We start from the raw sequence: 15,797 nt of genomic DNA, 5'->3' as shown, positions 1-15,797 counted from the left end.
GGTCCGAGCCGATCACGTGATACGGCAGATCATGACGCTTGGTGAGCTCGCTCAACTTCCCGTAACGCTCCAGGAAGGCGAACGTCGGGAGCGGCTCGAAGATCGCGCTCCAGACGGTGTTGTAGTTCACCGAACTCGCCATCACGGCCACCAGGGCCTCGCCGGGGCCGAGTTCGGGCACCGGCACCTGCTCCAGGTGGAGCGACTTGCGGGGGTCCTTGTCGCGGCTGGCAAGCCCGGAGAACATCTCCGTGTCCTCACGCCGCAGGACGACGGCCCGGCAGGATTCGGGGAGCGGCAGAGCGGCGAAGTCGGCGGACACCGAGTCCGGCGACTGGATCGCGTTCAGGATGTCCTTCATGGTCACGGGGGTTACCTCCGGTGGGCAGTGATGGGGTAGCCGCGGCTACCGGAAGAGGTGGGGCGGGCGGTCCAGTCGTCCCGGCCGCCCACGCGACGGCCGGGACGTCCCCAGGACGAGAAGCGACACCTTGATGATCTGCGAGCCCTAACGGGATCCGGCCGCGCTCCAGTCGTTCTCGACGACCGGGCTACGGCCGATCAGCGGAAGCCACCAGGAACGGTGGTCGGCGTACCAGCGGACGGTCTCCCGGATTCCGGCCGCGAAGGGGATCCGCGGCTCCCAGCCGAGTTCGCGCCGGATACGGCTGGAGTCGAGGAGGTAGCGGCGATCATGGCCGGGGCGGTCGGGCACGGTCTCCTTCAGAGACCGCGGCAGGCCGAGTTCGTCGAGCACGAGGTCGGCGAGTTCGTCGACGCTGGCCTCCACTCCCGTGCCGACGTGGTAGATCTCGCCGGGCGTTCCCTTCAGGAGAACGGTCTCCACGGCCGCGCAGTGGTCCAGGACGTGGATCCACTCCCTGCGGTTGCCACTGGAGGCGTACACGGGCAGACGCCGGCCGTCGAGCGCCCGGGTCGTGAACAGGGGGATGACTTTCTCGGGGAACTGGTGACTGCCGTAGTTGTTGGCGCAGTTGGTGATCGTCACCGGCAGGCCGTACGTCTCGTGGTAGGCCCGGACCACATGGTCGGCCCCGGCCTTGCTGGCGTTGTAGGGGGTGCGGGGGCGGTAGGGGCTCGTCTCGGTGAACATCTCGTCGGAGTCGAGGGCGAGGTCTCCGTACACCTCGCAGGTGGATATGTGGTGGAAGCGTTCGACGCCCACCGCTCGGCACGCCTCCAACAGCCCTTGCGTGCCGAGGACGTTGGCGCGGAAGAAGCGCCCGGGGTCCAGTACGGCGAGGCTGTTGTGCGACTCCGCAGCGAAGTTGACGACCTTCTCGGTCCGGTGTTCGGCGAGGAGTTTGCGTACGAGCGCTTCGTCCCCGATGTCCCCCTGGACGAAGATCACACGGTCGCCGAGGTCCTCCAGGTTGGAGAGCGAGCCGGCGTAGGTGAGCGCATCGAGGGCAACCACGGTGTCATCGGGGTACCGGCGCAACCAGTGCCGGACGAAGTGCGATCCGATGAAACCTGCCGCGCCCGTGACAAGTATCGAGGTCATGGCCGCAGGCTAGTGTCCCGGGGCGGGATCCTGGCCCGAGGTCGAGCGGGATTCGACCGCACCCCCAGACGCGCTCGTCCGCCACGACAGGGCGCACGCAGGAGGGGCGGGCCCACCCGTCGGTGGACCCGCCCCTCCTGCGTCGAGTGACCGGCTCAGGCGGTCCGGTAGCGGCGGAGGTACTCCCCCGTGGCGGTGCCGTCCGCTTCCAGCAGTTCCTTCGGTGTGCCGCTGAAGACGACCTGGCCACCGTGCTTGCCACCGCCGGGGCCGAGATCGATCACCCAGTCGGCCTGCCGGACGACGTCCAGGTTGTGCTCGATGACGATGACCGTGTTGCCCCGGTCCACCAGGCTGTTCATCAGCCCGACGATGGTGTCGACGTCGGACATGTGCAGGCCCGTCGTCGGCTCGTCGAGGATGTACACGGACTTGGAGCCGTGCAGCCGGCCCGCGAGCTTCAGGCGCTGGCGCTCGCCGCCCGAGAGCGTGCTCAGCGGCTGGCCGAGGGTGAGATAGCCGAGGCCGACATCGGTCAGGCCGGTCAGCTTGTCCAGGACCTCGCGCTCGGTGAAGAACTCGACGGCGCTCTCGGCGGACAGGTCCAGCACATCGGCGACGGACTTCCCGCGCAGCTCGTAGGCCAGGACCTCCTCCTTGAACCGTCGGCCCTCACAGACTTCGCACCGGGTTCGGACGGGGTCCATGTAGGCGAGTTCCACGACGAGTTCACCGCGCCCGTTGCACTCGTCGCAGGCGCCCGCCGAGTTGAAGCTGAACAGGCTCACCGGCACGCCGTTGGCCTTGGCGAAGAGCTTGCGGATCGTGTCCATCATGTCGAGGTGGCTGGCGGGCGTGGACCGCGAGGAAGCCCTGATGGCGGTCTGGTCGACCAGGATCGTGTCCGGGTACGCGTCCAGGAACGCTCCGGTGATCAGCGAACTCTTTCCGGATCCGGCGACCCCGGTGACGGCCGTGAGGACTCCGGTCGGGATGCTGACCGAGACGTTGCGGAGGTTGTGGAGGTCGGCGTTCTCCACGGCGAGCTTCCCCGTCGGGGGGCGGACGTCCTCCTTCACGTCCGCGGTGCGGCGCAGACAGACGGCGGTGAGCGTGTCGGCCCGCTTCAGCTCCGGGAAACTGCCCTCGAAGACGATCTCCCCGCCGTGGACGCCCGCTCGGGGGCCCACGTCGACCACATGGTCGGCGATCTCGATGACGTCCGGGTCGTGCTCGACGACGATCACCGTGTTGCCCATGTCCCGCAGCTCCCGCAGCAGGCCGTTGAGCCGGCCCACGTCGCGCGGGTGGAGACCCGTGCTGGGCTCGTCGAAGATGAACGTCATGCCGACCAGGCTGCTGCTGAGGTGGCGCACCGTCTTCAGCCGCTGGGCCTCGCCGCCGGAGAGCGACAGGGTCTCCCGGTCCAGCGAGAGATAGCCGAGACCGATGCCCTCGATGCGCTCGAAGGCGGTGCGGATCCCCGCGGCGATCGGGGTGGCGACCGGGTCGTCGATCCCGTCGAGGAGCTTGATCAGGTCACTGATCTCCATCCGCGTCCAGTCGGCGATGGTGCGGCCGGCGATGGTCGTGGCGAGCGCGGTGGGGTTCAGCCGGGTGCCGCCGCAGCCCGTGCACTCCCCCAGCGTGATGAACCGCTCGATGTTGGCCCGGCCGCGCTCGCTGAGCGAGCTGAGGTCGCGCTTGAGGTTGGTCCGGGCGAAACGGGCCACGACGCCCTCGTACTTGAGGGTCGCCGTGGTGTTGGCCGTGGACACCTTCACGGTGCCTCCGCTGCCGTGCAGGAGCATCTCCCACTCGGCGTCGGTGTAGTCGCTCAGCACCTTGGTGGTGTCGAAGTGCCCGGACTTCGCGTACATCTGCCAGTCCATCGCACCTGGCTTGTGCGTGCTGAGCTGGATCGCTCCCCCGTCGAGCGACTTCGTCCGGTCGAGCAGCCGGTCGACGTCCACCCGGCGCATCCGGCCGAGGCCGTCGCACTCCGGGCACATGCCCTGCGGGTTGTTGAAGGAGTACGCCGAGGGCGGGTTGTACGGCGTGCCCAGGCGTGAGAACAGCACACGCAGCGACGAGTAGAGGTCCGTCATCGTGCCGACCGTCGACCGCGCGTTGCCGCCGACCGGCTTCTGGTCGACGACCACCGGGGCGGTCAGGTTCTCGATGACGTCCGCGTGGGGGCGCTGGTACTTCGGCAGCTGGTTGCGGATGAACCAGTCGTAGGTGCTGTTGAGCTGCCGCTGCGCCTCCACGGCCAGGGTGTCGAACACGATCGACGACTTCCCCGACCCGGAGACGCCGGTGAATACCGTGATCCTGTTCTTCGGGATCCGCAGCGACACGTCCTTGAGGTTGTGCTCGCGCGCACCCTCAAGGCGGATGTACTGCGCGTCGTTGTTGTCGTTGCGCTCGACTTCAGTCATTTCAGGGCCTGTTCACGTTCTTCTTCGGGAGGGTGATACCGAACCGGATGTGGTTCACACGGTGCGGTCGAGATAGCGGTGCCGTTCCGCGTACAGCTCGGACTCGCTCTCTGCGAGCTGCCGCAGCTCCTTGACGTGGGTCTGGAAGTCCGGGTGGCCGACGGCCGCGCGAAGCGCCCCCGCGTGCTCCCAGCGGGCGATGTTCACGTACCGCTGGGGGTCCTTCACGTCCTGGGACAGGGTGTAGCCGATGATGCCCGGCTGCTCCTTCATGAAGGCCGCGATACGGGCGAAGGCGTCCTCGAACTCCTGCGGGTTCCCGGAGACCGTGAACCTGTTCACGAAGGTGACCTGGGGCTGCGGAGTGTCCTGCTGGGCCATGGTGCTCTCCTTTACGACAGGGCGACGGAAGGCTGTGCGGGGCCGGACCGGGCGGTCAGGCTGTGGAGACAGGCGAGCAGGCAGCGCGCCTGGACGTTCACGTAGTGGCTGTGTCGCATCAGGGCCACCAATTGGGCCACCGTGAGCCAGCGGTGATCCGGGGCTCCGGCCCCGAGATCCTCCTCCGTCTCCACGATCAGGTAGCGGTTGCGTGCGTGGTAGAAGCGGCCGCCCTCCTCCGAGTGCACCGCGTCGAAGCGGATCCGCTCGGGGGCGGCGTTCAGCACCGCGTCCAGGTGGGGCGGGCGCGCCCCGGCGGGCAGTGCGTCGAGGGCGGCCGGGGTGCACTGGACCGTCGGGGCCAGTTCGACGACGTCCGCGTACCCCGGTTCCGTGGCGGCGTGGACGAGCAGGTGCAGGACGCCGTCGATCCTGCGGGCCAGAAAGGCGATCACGCCCTCGCCGCAGGGCTCGATCATGGGCTGGGCCCAGGCACGGACCTCGCGACCGGTGGCCGCGACATCGACCCCGGTCACCCGGAAGAACCGGCCGCTCTCGTGCGCGATCCGGCCGTCGTCCCGACGCCAGCCCGCCAGCGCCCGCAGCGGGACCCGCTCGGCGACGACGTCCCGGCGGGTGCGGACGTCGGTGATCCAGTGCAGCACGCCGGCCAGGTTCTCCGGTACGTCGGCACGCTCGTCGCAGGAGCGGACGAGCGCGGCCGTGAAGTCGTCCGCCGGCGTGCCGAGGACCTGCGGCAGGCCCGGCCCGGTGAAGGGCAGGCAGGCCAGGACCGATCGGGCGTCCATGTTCACCAGGTCGTCCAGCATGAGCAGCTCATGCAACTGATGCAACGTCAACCACGTGAATCCTTCGCGCACTTCGACGTCCTCGGTCACCTGGACCACGATATTACGGTTGCGTTTCCGGAAGAACCAGGCGCCCTGTTCGGACTGGCGTACGTCGGCGAGCACCTGGTGACGCGAGGTGTCGCGGAAGTAGTGCAGATAGGGGACCTCGGCCCCCTTGTGCACCCGGGTGTAGTTGCTGCGGGTGGCCTGGACGGTCGGCGACAGCTGGAGTCCGTTGTGGTTGCCCGGTTCGATCTTCGCCTGCATCAGGCAGTGGAGGACACCGTCGAACTCCTTGACCAGGATGCCCAGGATGCCCACCTCCGGCTGGTTGATGATCGGCTGCTGCCAACGCTCGACAGGAGCGCCGGGCAGATGGACGTCCAGGCCCTCGACGGAGTAGAAACGGCCCGTCTCATGGACGAGGTTCCCGGTGCCGGGCTCCGCGTGCCAGCCGGCGAGGTCCTCCAGCGCGACCTGCCGGACCAGCATGTCGGTGTGCTGCTTCTGTGCGGCGAGCCACCGGTGGAACCGGTCCGCGGCACCGGCCCCGGTGTCCGCCGCCACGGATCTCGCGATCCGCAGGTGAGCGGGGTCGTGGGGTGCCGTCGTCCCTGCCCGGGGCGTCCGCGGATGAGTGGTCAAGGCAGCCCCCGGGGAGTTGAGGTCGACGACCCGCCCACGATCGATTCCCGGGCTCGATACCGCCTGCAATCGCGCTCGAACGGTCACGGGCGAGGGTGCGGGCGGTGCCGGGTCGCGCACCCCCGGGGCCCGGTCGGGGATGCGCGCCGGCCGGGAGGGCCGTTGGTCGGGCCGCTCCGGGAGGGAAGGAGCCGAGCGAGTCGGGGGTGGCCCGCTCGGCTCCCGTCGTGGGGTGTCAGGCCGTGAAGGCCGCGGCGTTCTCCTTGACCCACTGGACGAAGGTCCGCGGGGGCTTGCCGGTGACCCGCTCCACCGTGTCCTGCACGGTGTAGCCGGCCTCCGGCGGGTTGGTGCGCATCGTGAGGAAGAACTCGACGTCCTCGTCGGAGTAGCCGGTCTGACGCCACTCGGCGACGATCTCGTCCTGGCTCAGCTCGACGTACTTCACCTCGCGGCCCAGCGCCTCGCTGATCGCGCGTACCTTCTCCGGCGGGGTCAGCGCCTGCGGGCCGGTGATCCAGTACTCCTGGCCCGCGTGCCCGTCGGAGGTGAGGGCGACGGCGGCGACGGCGGCGATGTCCGCGTCGTGCACCATCGCGCTCTTCGCCTGGGCGAACGCCTCGCGGACGACGCCCTCGTTCTTGATCGACTCGGTCCACTCCAGGGCGTTGGACATGAACTCCACCGGCGAGAGGAAGGTCCACTCCAGGCCGCCGGCTTCCACCGCCTCCTCGAGGGGGCTCTTGGTGACGTCGCCCTTGAGCACGGTCACCTTGCGGACGCCGGACTCCTTGGCGAGCTTGACGATCTCCGGGCCGTTCTCCAGCGGGGAGAAGTCCTCACCGTTGAAGCTGATCAGATGGGCGGCCGTGACCCCCTTGAAGGCCTCGACCAGGGAGCTCGTGTCGGAGAGGTTCCCCGCGATCACTTCGGCGCCCTCGGGCAGGTTCGCCTTGGCGGGGTTACGGGTGAGCGCGCGCACCGGGTGTCCGGCGGCGAGCAGCTGCTCCACCAGGGGGCGTCCGACGTTTCCGGTGGCACCGGCAATGAGAATGGTCATGAGATCTCCTTCGGTCTGATGGCCACGCTAAAAGCATTCGCGGTCACCTCCTGTCCTCGGTTGATGAGAAGGTCGGTCCATGTTGGAAACCTCGGCTCGACTGCTGCGTCTCCTTGCGTTGCTCCAGGCCCATCGGGAATGGTCGGGGCCCGATCTGGCCGACCGCCTGAAGGTGAGCCCTCGAACCGTCCGGCGTGATGTCGACAAGCTGCGGGCCCTCGGATACCCGATCAACGCGATGGGCGGAGTGGGCGGCGGCTACCAGCTGGCCGCCGGAGCGTCGTTGCCGCCGCTGCTGCTGGACGACGAGGAAGCGGTCGCGGTGGCGGTCGGGCTGCGCACCGCGGCCGGCGGCGCGATCACCGGGATCGCCGAGATCTCGGTGCGGGCCCTGGCCAAGCTGGACCAGGTGCTGCCCTCCCGGCTGCGCTACCAGGTCAACGCGCTCAGCGCGGCGCTGGTGACCATGCCGACGCTCGCGCCCACGGTCGATCCGGCGATGCTGACCGCCATCTCGTCGGCGGTGCGGGACCATGAGCGGCTGCGGTTCGACTACACCGCGCGCGACAGGTCGGCTACCGTGCGTGATGTGGAGCCGTACCGGCTGGTCCACGACGGGCAGCGGTGGTACCTGGTGGCCTGGGACACCGGCAAGGAGGACTGGCGCAGCTTCCGGGTGGACCGGATGGCGCTGCGGATCCCCAACGGGCCGCGGTTCACTCCGAAGCCCCTGCCCTCGGAGGACATGGCCTCCTATGTGGCGTCGGCGGTCACCAGCGGCCAGTACCGCTACCGCGCGGTGATCAAAATGCACGGCTCGGCCGGCGAGGTGGCCCTGGAAGTGCCTCCGTCACTGGGCGTGGTGGAACCGCTCGACGACCGCACCTGCGTGCTCCGCATCGGCTCCACCAGCCTGGACCACCTCGCGGTGTGGGTGGCCGCGTTCGGCTTCGACTTCGAGGTGCAGGAGCCGCCCGAGCTGGTGGAGCACCTGCGGACTCTCAGCTGCCGGCTGCACCGTGCGGCCTGGGCCCGGGACGGTGCGCGGGGCTGAGCCGCGCGGACGACGGACGGCGGCGGCCGGAGCGGGCACCTCGGGTGCCCGCTCCGGCCGCCGCCGTCCGCGGTTGTGCCGTGGTCAGGACCGCACCAGCTTGTTGGCCACCGTCCGCGCCCGCTCCACGGTCGCGGCCTCGGCGGCCCGGAGCGAGGCGGCCGCCTTCTCCAGCTCCACCGGGTCCTCGGAGGTGAACGGGGTGACCGTGTGCGAAGCGGTGATCAACTCCAGCTGGTAGCCGAGGACCTGCTCCACCACGGTGCGCAGATACGGGCCGCAGTGGTCCATGGCCGCGTCCTCGGAGCCGGGGGTGTAGTCGCCGCCGTGGGCGAGCACGATGGTCGCCGGACGCCCGGCGAGCGGGTTGGCGCGCGGGTCGTAGGGCAGCGTGCGGCCCAGGATGAGGGACTGGTCCAGCCATGCCTTGAGGTTGGAGGGGATCGTCCAGTTGTGCATCGGCACGCTGATGAGCAGGGCGTCGGCGGCGAGGATCTCCTCGACGAGCTCGTTGTGCAGTGCCGCCGCCGTGCGCTGCCCATCGGTCTGCGGCTCCGCCATCAGGGTCGCCGCCCCGTCGCCTCCCAGGTGCGGAACGGGCTCGGCGACGAGATCGCGGTAGGTCACCGTGCTCTGGGGCTGTGCTTCGTTCCACACCTCGCGGAAGGAGGCAGCCAGCCTGCGGGACACGGAGTACGGCGAGGGCGAGGTGTCGATGTGCAGCAGGTGGACCATGGGGTGTGCCTCTCGTGTGCGACGGCGAACGCCGGTGATGAACGCCCGTGACCGCATGCTGGCGGGCGTCACTCGAACTTGGTCGGAGCAGCGCTTGCGCGCCCGCACGAGGTGCGGCGGCCCGGTGGATCAGCGGCGGGTGCCGATGAACAGGCCACGCCTCGACTGCACTTCGGGGACGTACTCCGCCCGCAGCCCGGCCTCCTCGAAGGCCTCCACGTACTCCTCCCGGCTGAAGAGCATGGCGCGGTGCACCTCGGTGAAGTAGCGGACGCCGCCGGCCGGTGACGCTTGGAGGTAGTGGACCTCCATGCGGGACGTGTTCCCCTCGCGGACGGTGTGGGTGGCGCGGGCGACAGTGGTGTCCTCCCACTCGATGACGTCGCTGGAGACCCAGCGGTCGATGAAGGTCTCGGGGAACCACCAGGGCTCGACGACGACCACCCCGGACGGGTTGGTGTGCAGCGCCAAGCGTCGGACCGTCTCGTGCAGCTCCGCACGGGAGGACACGTAGCCGATCGAGGCGAACAGGCAGGTGACGGCGTCGAAGGTGCGGCCCAGGTCGAAGGAGCGCATGTCGCCGACGTGCAGCGGCACATGCGGCAGGTCGGTGCGGGCGATGTCGAGCATCGGTTCGGAGAGGTCGATGCCCTCCGTGTGCCCGATCAGTTCGGCGAAGGCGGGGAGGTGCCCGCCGGTGCCACAGGCGACGTCCAGCACCGAGGCCGCCCCGGGCAGGCGTGCTTGGATCTGCTCGACGACCGTCTCCGCCTCCGCCCGGTAGTCCTTGCCCCGTGCGGTGTGCTGTGCGTGGTAGAACTTCGCTGACTCGGCGCCGTACATGGGACTCCTCCGTTGGCCGGACAGGTGGGGTGCGGCGCCCACAGGGTCGCCCCCGCCCGTCGAGCGCCGCTGGAACCCGGCCGGGGCTTGAGTGAATCCCGATCGCCCCGTACCAGTCTTCGCTGTGCAGGGCCTGTTCTCAGCGAAGGAAGGGACAGCATGTCCGCGAATGGCAGGGTCGTCGTCCTGGGCGGCACGGGGTTCGTCGGACGGCATGTGTGCGCGGCGTTGGAGAGCCGCGGCACGGAGGTGGCCGTCGTGGCCCGCAGGCCGCCCGATCACGAGGTCGTGGGCCCGTTCCTCGCCCTCGACCTCGCGCGGCGGCCGGCACGTGAGTCCGCCGAGCGGCTGGACGCGCTGGCGCCGTTCGCCGTCGTCAACTCCACCGGCAGCATCTGGGGCAACACCGACGCGCAGATGTGGGAGGCCGCGGCCGCGCCGACGCTGCGGCTGCTGGACATCCTCGCGCTGATGGAGACCCGGCCACGGCTGGTGCACCTGGGTTCGGTGCTGGAGTACGGCCGGATGCGGGTCGGGACGGCGTCGGACGTCGCCGTGCCCGCCCATCCGACCAGCGCGTACGGCCGGGCGAAGCTCGCGGCGACGCGGGCCGTGCTGGAGCGGATCGGGGCGGGCGAGCTGGAGGGCATGGTGCTGCGCATCGCCAATCTGGCGGGCCCCCGCAGCCCCGACGTCAGCCTGCTGGGCCGGGTGGCCGGCCAGTTGTGGGCGGCGGCCGGCCGGCCGGCGGCGGTGGAACTGGATCCGCTGCTGGCCCACCGGGACTACGTGGACGTACGCGATGTCGCCGACGCGGTCGTGGCGGCCGTGGACTCGAAGGTCTCCGGCGAGATCGTCGACATCGGCAGCGGCCACAGCACCTCCGTCCGCACGCTGGTCGACATGCTCATCGAGCGCAGCGGGCTGCCCGCGTCGGTACGGGAGCGTTCGGACGTGGGGGTCCAGCACTCCACCGAGGAATGGTCGCTCGTGAACACCGCGCCGGCCGAGCACCTGCTCGGCTGGCGCTCCCGTCGTTCCCTCGCCGAGGCGGTGGACGGATTCTGGCTCGAGTTCGTCGAGCGCCAGGGCCCGCGGGACGAACACCACCCCCTAAACGAAACGGAGAACCATCCGCGATGACTGCGTACGTCTGGGACTACCTGCCGGAGTACGAGCAGGAGAGGGAGGAGTTGCTGGAGGCCGTCGACACGGTGTTCAGCTCAGGTCAACTGGTGCTCGGGCCGAGTGTCGACGGCTTCGAGCGCGAGTTCGCGGACTACCACGGGCTGGCCCACTGCACGGGCGTGGACAACGGGACCAACGCGGTGCGGCTCGGGCTCCACGCGGTGGGGGTCGGTCCCGGCGACGAGGTGATCACGGTGTCGAACACCGCCGCGCCCACGGTGGTGGCGATCGACGGCGTCGGCGCCACCCCGGTGTTCGTGGACATCCGCGAGGAGGACTACCTGATAGACATCGACCAGGTGGCCGCCGCGATCACTCCCCGTACCAAGGCCCTGCTGCCGGTGCATCTGTACGGGCAGTGCGTGGACATGGGCGCGATCAACGACCTGGCGGAGCGGCACGGCCTGGCCGTGCTGGAGGACTGCGCGCAGGCGCACGGTGCCCGGCACCACGGGAAGCTGGCCGGGACCATGGGGAGGGCCGCGGCGTTCTCCTTCTACCCGACGAAGGTGCTGGGCGCGTACGGGGACGGCGGCGCGGTCGTCACGGACGACGAGGCGGTGGACGCCTCGCTGCGGCGACTGCGCTACTACGGGATGGAGAAGACCTACTACGTGGTGGAGACTCCGGGCTACAACAGCCGGCTGGACGCCGTTCAGGCGGAGATCCTGCGCCGGAAGCTGACGCGGCTGGACACCTATGTGGAGGGCCGCCGGGCGGTGGCGAGGCGGTACGAGGAGGGACTCGGCGATCTCGCCGAGAAGGGCTTGCTCCTGCCGTCGGTGAACGAGGGCAACGAGCACGTCTATTACGTCTACGTGGCCCGCCACCCGCGCCGGGACGAGATCATCGAGGCGCTCAAGGGCTACGGGATCACCCTCAACATCAGCTATCCGTGGCCGGTGCACACCATGTCGGGCTTCGCGAAACTCGGCTACGGGGAGGGCTCGTTGCCGGTGACGGAACGTCTGGCGAAGGAGATCTTCTCGCTGCCGATGTATCCGTCGCTGCCGGTCGAGCTCCAGGAGAAGGTGATCTCCGCGGTGCGCGAGGTGGTCCTCTCCTTCTGAGCCGTACGCGAGAGGAGGGCCACCCCGCGCCGGCGGGGTGGCCCTCCTCCTCGTGTGGGCCCCGGGGTCAGACGAGTCCCTCGATGACCTTCACGACCTCGGCCTGGGAGGGCATCGAGGCGATCTCCGCGGCGAGTTCGCCGGCCTTCGCGCGGTAGGAGGTGTCGCCGAGGATCTTCGACACCGCGGCCTCGGTGTCCTCCACGGGCACGGTGTGCGAGGGGAGCGTGATGGATGCCCCGAACTCGTCCACCGGGCGCATCGGGATCGCGGAGGCGAGGATCTCCGGCAGGACCAGCTGGGGGGTGCCCGCGTTGAGCAGCGTCATCACGGTGACCCCGCCCCCGTGGTGCAGCACCAGGTCCGCCGTCGGGGCGACCACGTCCAGCGGGACGAAGCCGGCCCTCACGTCCGGGAATTCGGCGCGCAGCTGGGCGGCGACCGGCTCCGGGGCGGCGACGATCACCTCGACGTCGCCGCCGCCCAGGACGGATCCGCCGAGCAGCGGGCGGAAGAAGTCGAGCCCGAGGGCCGGGATGAAGACGCTGCGCGATCCCGAGGTGATGACCACGCGGGGGCGGTCGCCCTTGGCGTACATCCACGGCTCCAGCGCGATCTGCGGGTTACCGGGAGCCCAGCGCATCGGCTGGGCGGGCTCGGCGTGCCCGGGCCGTACCGTCGGCGGCGTGATGTCGACGAACAGGGCGGGTTCCGGTATCGCGTCCAGTCCGAACGCGGCCAATTCCGGCTTGAGTTCGTCGGTCGCACCCTGCCAGTCGATGTCGGTCCGGTCGTAGATGGCCCAGGTGTGGCTCACCAGGGGGATGGAGAACTTGTGGGCGATCAGCGGGGCGGCGTGGTTGTACTCCCCGCCGATCACCACGTCGGGCCGCCAGGCCTCGGCCAGCTCCTCGGTGCCCTGGTAGCTTGCCGCCGAGAGCCGTGCGAAGCCCCGGCCCGCGAAGTCCATCTCGGTGCTCTCGCTGGTGGGCATGGGCAGCCAGTTGCCCTGCCGGTCCTTGAGCATGGCGTCGCCCATGCCCAGGTCGGTCACACCGCGGGCGGGCAGCCCGAGGCCGGTGACGAGGTCGAGGTTCTCCTCGGGTGAGGCGACCAGGACCTCGTGCCCGGCGGCACGGGCCGCCCAGGCGAGGGGCACGCTGGCGTGGACGGGAGCCGAACCGCCTCCGACGACAAACAGGAACCGCACGATGGATCTCCTTCGTTCATCTGGGACAGGGCCCCGGGCGTCCAGCGCACCCGTCGGGCCCTCGGTCAGGTTCTTCCGTCCGGGTCGAGCCCGGCCTGATCCGGGCAAGAGGGGTTAGCGACCCACGGCCTTGGCGTAGCGGCGGATGGACAGCGGTACGAAGATGACGAGGATCAGCGCCACCCACAGGAAGGCCGAGAGGACGGGGTGCTGAAGCGGCCACACCTCCGGTTCCGGCCGGCCTGCCGGGATGTTGCCGAACAGCTGCCGGCACGCCTCGACGACCGCGGACACCGGGTTCCAGTCGGCGACGACCTGGAGGACCTTGGGCAGCCCTTCACTCGGCACGAACGAGTTCGAGATGAAGGTGAGCGGCAGCAGCACCATCAGCATCACGTTGCCCAGCACCTCGGGCGACTTCGCGGTCAGACCGATCGCCGCGGTGATCCAGGAGGCCGCGTAGGCGAAGAGGAACAGCAGCAGGAAGGCGAGCGCGGCGTCCAGGAAGTTGGACCGGATGCGCCAGCCCATCAGCAGACCGGTCAGCGACATCAGAATGATCACGAGAACGTTGTTCACCGCGTCGCCGCTGGTCCGGCCGACCAGCACCGCGGACTGCGAGATGGGCAGCGACCGGAACCGGTCCACGAGGCCGAGCTTCATGTCGTGGGCGATGCCCACACCGGTGTTGGAGGCGGTCAGCAGCATCGTCTGGGTCAGGATGCCGATGATCATGAACTCGCGGTAGTTCGAGCCGTGCACGTCGATCGCGCTGCCGAACACGAACCCGAAGAGAAGCGCGAAGGCGATGGGAGCGGCGCTGGTGAACACCACGATGTCGGGGTTGCGCAGGTTCTTGAGAACGTTGCGCTTGGTGAGGACGAGGCCGTCCTCGACGGCCTGGGTGAAGGCGCTCAACGGACCTGCTCCTTGATCTTGCCGTCGGCCGCCGCCGTGTCGGAGTTCTCGGTCAGGGCGAGGAAGACCTCGTCCATGCTGGGCCGGCGCAGGGTGACTCCCGCCAGCTTGAGGTTCTGCTGATCGAGCAGCCGGATCGCGGAGACCAGCGTGGCCGGGCCGTCGCTGACGGGCACGATCACCCGCTTGTCCGCCTCCTCCACCGTGGGCTCGCCCGAGGAGAGTTCGGCGAGCAGGGTACCGGCGTGCCGGGCGTCCTCGGCGGTGCGCGTGGTCAGTTCGATGCGCTCTCCGCCGACCCGGTCCTTCAGGACGTCGGGGGTGCCTTCGGCGATCACCCGGCCCCGGTCGATCACGGTGATCCGGTCGGCCAGCTGGTCGGCCTCCTCCAGATACTGGGTCGTGAGCAGCAGGGTGCTGCCACCGCTCACCAGCTCGCCGATCACCTCCCAGACGGCCATCCGGCTACGGACGTCGAGCCCGGTCGTCGGCTCGTCGAGGAAGAGCACCTCGGGCTTGGAGACCACCGCGCAGGCCAGGTCCACGCGGCGGCGCATTCCCCCGGAGTAGCCCTTGACCTGGCGATCGGCGTTCTCGGTGAGGTCGAAGCGCTCCACCAGTTCGTCGGCACGCCTGCTGCTCTCGGTGATGCCGAGATGGTAGAGCCTGCCGATCATCCGGAGGTTCTCCCGGGCGGTGAGGTCCTCGTCGACCGCCGCGTACTGGCCGGAGAGGCCGATCTTGCGCCGGAGCGCGACGGCGTCGTTCCGCACGTCCAGGCCCGAGACGGTCGCCCGTCCCGAGTCGGCGCGCAGGAGGGTGGCGAGGACGCGCACGGTGGTGGTCTTGCCGGAGCCGTTGGGCCCGAGAAGTCCCAGTACGGATCCTTCGGGGACGGTCAGGTCCACCCCGTCCAGGGCGGTATGGGTGCCGAACTTCTTTCTGAGCCCCTCGGCGACAATCGCGTTGGTCATAGGTCCTCCATGAGCGGTACCTGCGCGGTGTGATCGCAGCGGCCGGCCGGTGGTCTCCCGGCGGGCCGGACCCACCGTAGGAAGGATCGCGGTCAGCTTCGGTCCCCGATCCCTGGGGTCGTGACGGTGGGACGGCGGCTGGCCGAATATGCCCCGCGGACACGTCGAAAGCAGCCAGGGAGCCACCTCGCTCTCTGGCTGACGGCTTGTCAAGCAGGGTAAATAGCGCAGAAGTTGCTAGATCAAGGCGGAATCCAGACGTCCCTGAGTGATGGCTCGCACCCTGGCATCGAGCCAATCGCGCGGTGACCGGAGCGCCCCCGGCGCCCCGGTCACCGGCGTCTCCACCAGTTGTCGTCGAAGCGGTCCTCAGCCGACCGAAAACGGAGCCAGCAGATGAAACGGATTCTCGGCCCTCTCGCCATCGCCGTCGCCCTCGGTGCCGCCCTGACCACCGCTCCCGCGGCGGCCGCGGCCCCGGAGGCCATGGCGGCGCATCAGATCCGGGCGAAGGCCGCCGGCGTCTGGACCGGCACCGTGGCGGTCCCGGACGGAACGGTGCAGGTCACCATGTCCTTCCACCCGAACGGGACCGTCTGCCTGGTGGAGCCGCCGCCCGGCCCCGACGGTGGGGCCGAGGGCAGCGGGACGTGGACACGGACGGGCCCGGCCACCTTCTCCTTCCGGGTCACGGAACGCTTCTTCGACGGCTCGGGAGCGACCGTCGCGTCGCTGCGTGCCACGCACCGGGCGACCCTGCAGGGAGCGAACGCCTTCACCACGGTGGGCAAGGCCTCGTACTACGACCCGGCCGGCAACGTACTGGCCACGTTCGCCACCAGCAGCTCGATGAAGCGGACCCAGCAGGCGCCGACGCCGAGTTGCCCCTGACGCCAGGGCCT

At 69.7% G+C, this 15,797-nt stretch carries 14 protein-coding genes and 1 pseudogene; 4 read left to right on the top strand and 11 right to left on the bottom strand.

Translation table 11 applies throughout. The features are described 5' to 3' along the window. From IE134_RS29830 to IE134_RS29805, 6 genes and pseudogenes are all read right to left on the bottom strand, one after another. A pseudogene (locus IE134_RS29830) lies at positions 1 to 361 on the bottom strand (crotonyl-CoA carboxylase/reductase); the annotation flags it as partial. A gap of 147 nt (positions 362 to 508) precedes the next feature. Beyond that, on the bottom strand, positions 509 to 1,525 hold the full coding sequence (gene rfbB, locus IE134_RS29825) for a dTDP-glucose 4,6-dehydratase (RefSeq protein WP_030720865.1): 1,017 nt from the start codon (positions 1,523 to 1,525) through the stop codon (positions 509 to 511). Between the two features lie 155 nt (positions 1,526 to 1,680). Further along, entirely contained in the window at positions 1,681 to 3,966 is a 2,286-nt protein-coding gene (locus IE134_RS29820; RefSeq protein ID WP_050513820.1) for an ATP-binding cassette domain-containing protein, read from the bottom strand. Positions 3,967 to 4,020: 54 nt separating this feature from the next. Then, on the bottom strand, positions 4,021 to 4,347 hold the full coding sequence (locus IE134_RS29815) for an antibiotic biosynthesis monooxygenase family protein (RefSeq protein ID WP_030720870.1): 327 nt from the start codon (positions 4,345 to 4,347) through the stop codon (positions 4,021 to 4,023). 11 nt (positions 4,348 to 4,358) lie between these two features. Continuing rightward, positions 4,359 to 5,765 carry an NDP-hexose 2,3-dehydratase family protein gene (locus IE134_RS29810; protein ID WP_229823767.1) on the bottom strand — a complete coding sequence of 469 codons (1,407 nt, stop codon included), beginning with the start codon at positions 5,763 to 5,765 and terminating at the stop codon, positions 4,359 to 4,361. A 313-nt stretch (positions 5,766 to 6,078) separates the two neighbouring features. Then, entirely contained in the window at positions 6,079 to 6,903 is an 825-nt protein-coding gene (locus tag IE134_RS29805; RefSeq protein ID WP_097883632.1) for an NmrA family NAD(P)-binding protein, read from the bottom strand. A 79-nt stretch (positions 6,904 to 6,982) separates the two neighbouring features. On the opposite strand from IE134_RS29805, the gene IE134_RS29800 reads away from it, so the two are divergent. Continuing rightward, complete coding sequence (locus tag IE134_RS29800) at positions 6,983 to 7,957, top strand: helix-turn-helix transcriptional regulator (protein ID WP_030720879.1); 975 nt, start codon at positions 6,983 to 6,985, stop codon at positions 7,955 to 7,957. Positions 7,958 to 8,041: 84 nt separating this feature from the next. On the opposite strand, the gene IE134_RS29795 is transcribed toward IE134_RS29800, so the two are convergent. Together IE134_RS29795 and IE134_RS29790 are read right to left on the bottom strand one after the other, a co-directional pair. After that, positions 8,042 to 8,692: an FMN-dependent NADH-azoreductase gene (locus IE134_RS29795; protein WP_030720881.1), complete on the bottom strand. Its 651-nt coding sequence runs from the start codon at positions 8,690 to 8,692 to the stop codon at positions 8,042 to 8,044. Between the two features lie 129 nt (positions 8,693 to 8,821). Further along, positions 8,822 to 9,535 (bottom strand): class I SAM-dependent methyltransferase, encoded by a 714-nt coding sequence (locus tag IE134_RS29790; protein WP_030720884.1) that lies wholly within the window; start codon positions 9,533 to 9,535, stop codon positions 8,822 to 8,824. A 159-nt stretch (positions 9,536 to 9,694) separates the two neighbouring features. Between IE134_RS29790 and IE134_RS29785 the strand changes: the two genes are divergently transcribed. Both IE134_RS29785 and IE134_RS29780 read left to right on the top strand, forming a co-directional pair. Next, complete coding sequence (locus IE134_RS29785; protein ID WP_189432248.1) at positions 9,695 to 10,678, top strand: NAD-dependent epimerase/dehydratase family protein; 984 nt, start codon at positions 9,695 to 9,697, stop codon at positions 10,676 to 10,678. Then, positions 10,675 to 11,793, top strand: coding sequence for a DegT/DnrJ/EryC1/StrS family aminotransferase (locus tag IE134_RS29780; RefSeq protein WP_030720890.1), 1,119 nt, complete (start codon positions 10,675 to 10,677; stop codon positions 11,791 to 11,793). Before IE134_RS29785 ends, IE134_RS29780 begins: the two co-directional genes overlap by 4 nt. Before the next feature lie 67 nt (positions 11,794 to 11,860). Here the strand turns inward: IE134_RS29780 and IE134_RS29775 are convergent, their stop codons facing one another. The 3 genes from IE134_RS29775 to IE134_RS29765 all read right to left on the bottom strand — a co-directional run bounded on the left by IE134_RS29775 (position 11,861) and on the right by IE134_RS29765 (position 14,895). Further along, positions 11,861 to 13,003: a nucleotide disphospho-sugar-binding domain-containing protein gene (locus IE134_RS29775; RefSeq protein WP_030720893.1), complete on the bottom strand. Its 1,143-nt coding sequence runs from the start codon at positions 13,001 to 13,003 to the stop codon at positions 11,861 to 11,863. Between the two features lie 114 nt (positions 13,004 to 13,117). Further along, positions 13,118 to 13,921, bottom strand: coding sequence for an ABC transporter permease (locus tag IE134_RS29770; protein ID WP_030720896.1), 804 nt, complete (start codon positions 13,919 to 13,921; stop codon positions 13,118 to 13,120). Next, on the bottom strand, positions 13,918 to 14,895 hold the full coding sequence (locus tag IE134_RS29765) for a daunorubicin resistance protein DrrA family ABC transporter ATP-binding protein (protein ID WP_030720899.1): 978 nt from the start codon (positions 14,893 to 14,895) through the stop codon (positions 13,918 to 13,920). Before IE134_RS29765 ends, IE134_RS29770 begins: the two co-directional genes overlap by 4 nt. 396 nt (positions 14,896 to 15,291) lie before the next feature. Here IE134_RS29765 and IE134_RS29760 point away from each other — a divergent pair, with 396 nt between their 5' ends. After that, positions 15,292 to 15,786, top strand: a complete 495-nt coding sequence (locus IE134_RS29760) for a hypothetical protein (RefSeq protein ID WP_189432246.1) — start codon at positions 15,292 to 15,294, stop codon at positions 15,784 to 15,786. The last annotated feature ends 11 nt before the right edge of the window (positions 15,787 to 15,797 follow it).

The organism is Streptomyces rubiginosohelvolus (assembly GCF_014649875.1).
Classification (GTDB): domain Bacteria; phylum Actinomycetota; class Actinomycetes; order Streptomycetales; family Streptomycetaceae; genus Streptomyces; species Streptomyces rubiginosohelvolus.
This window is presented reverse-complemented; position numbering and strand designations above follow the sequence as displayed.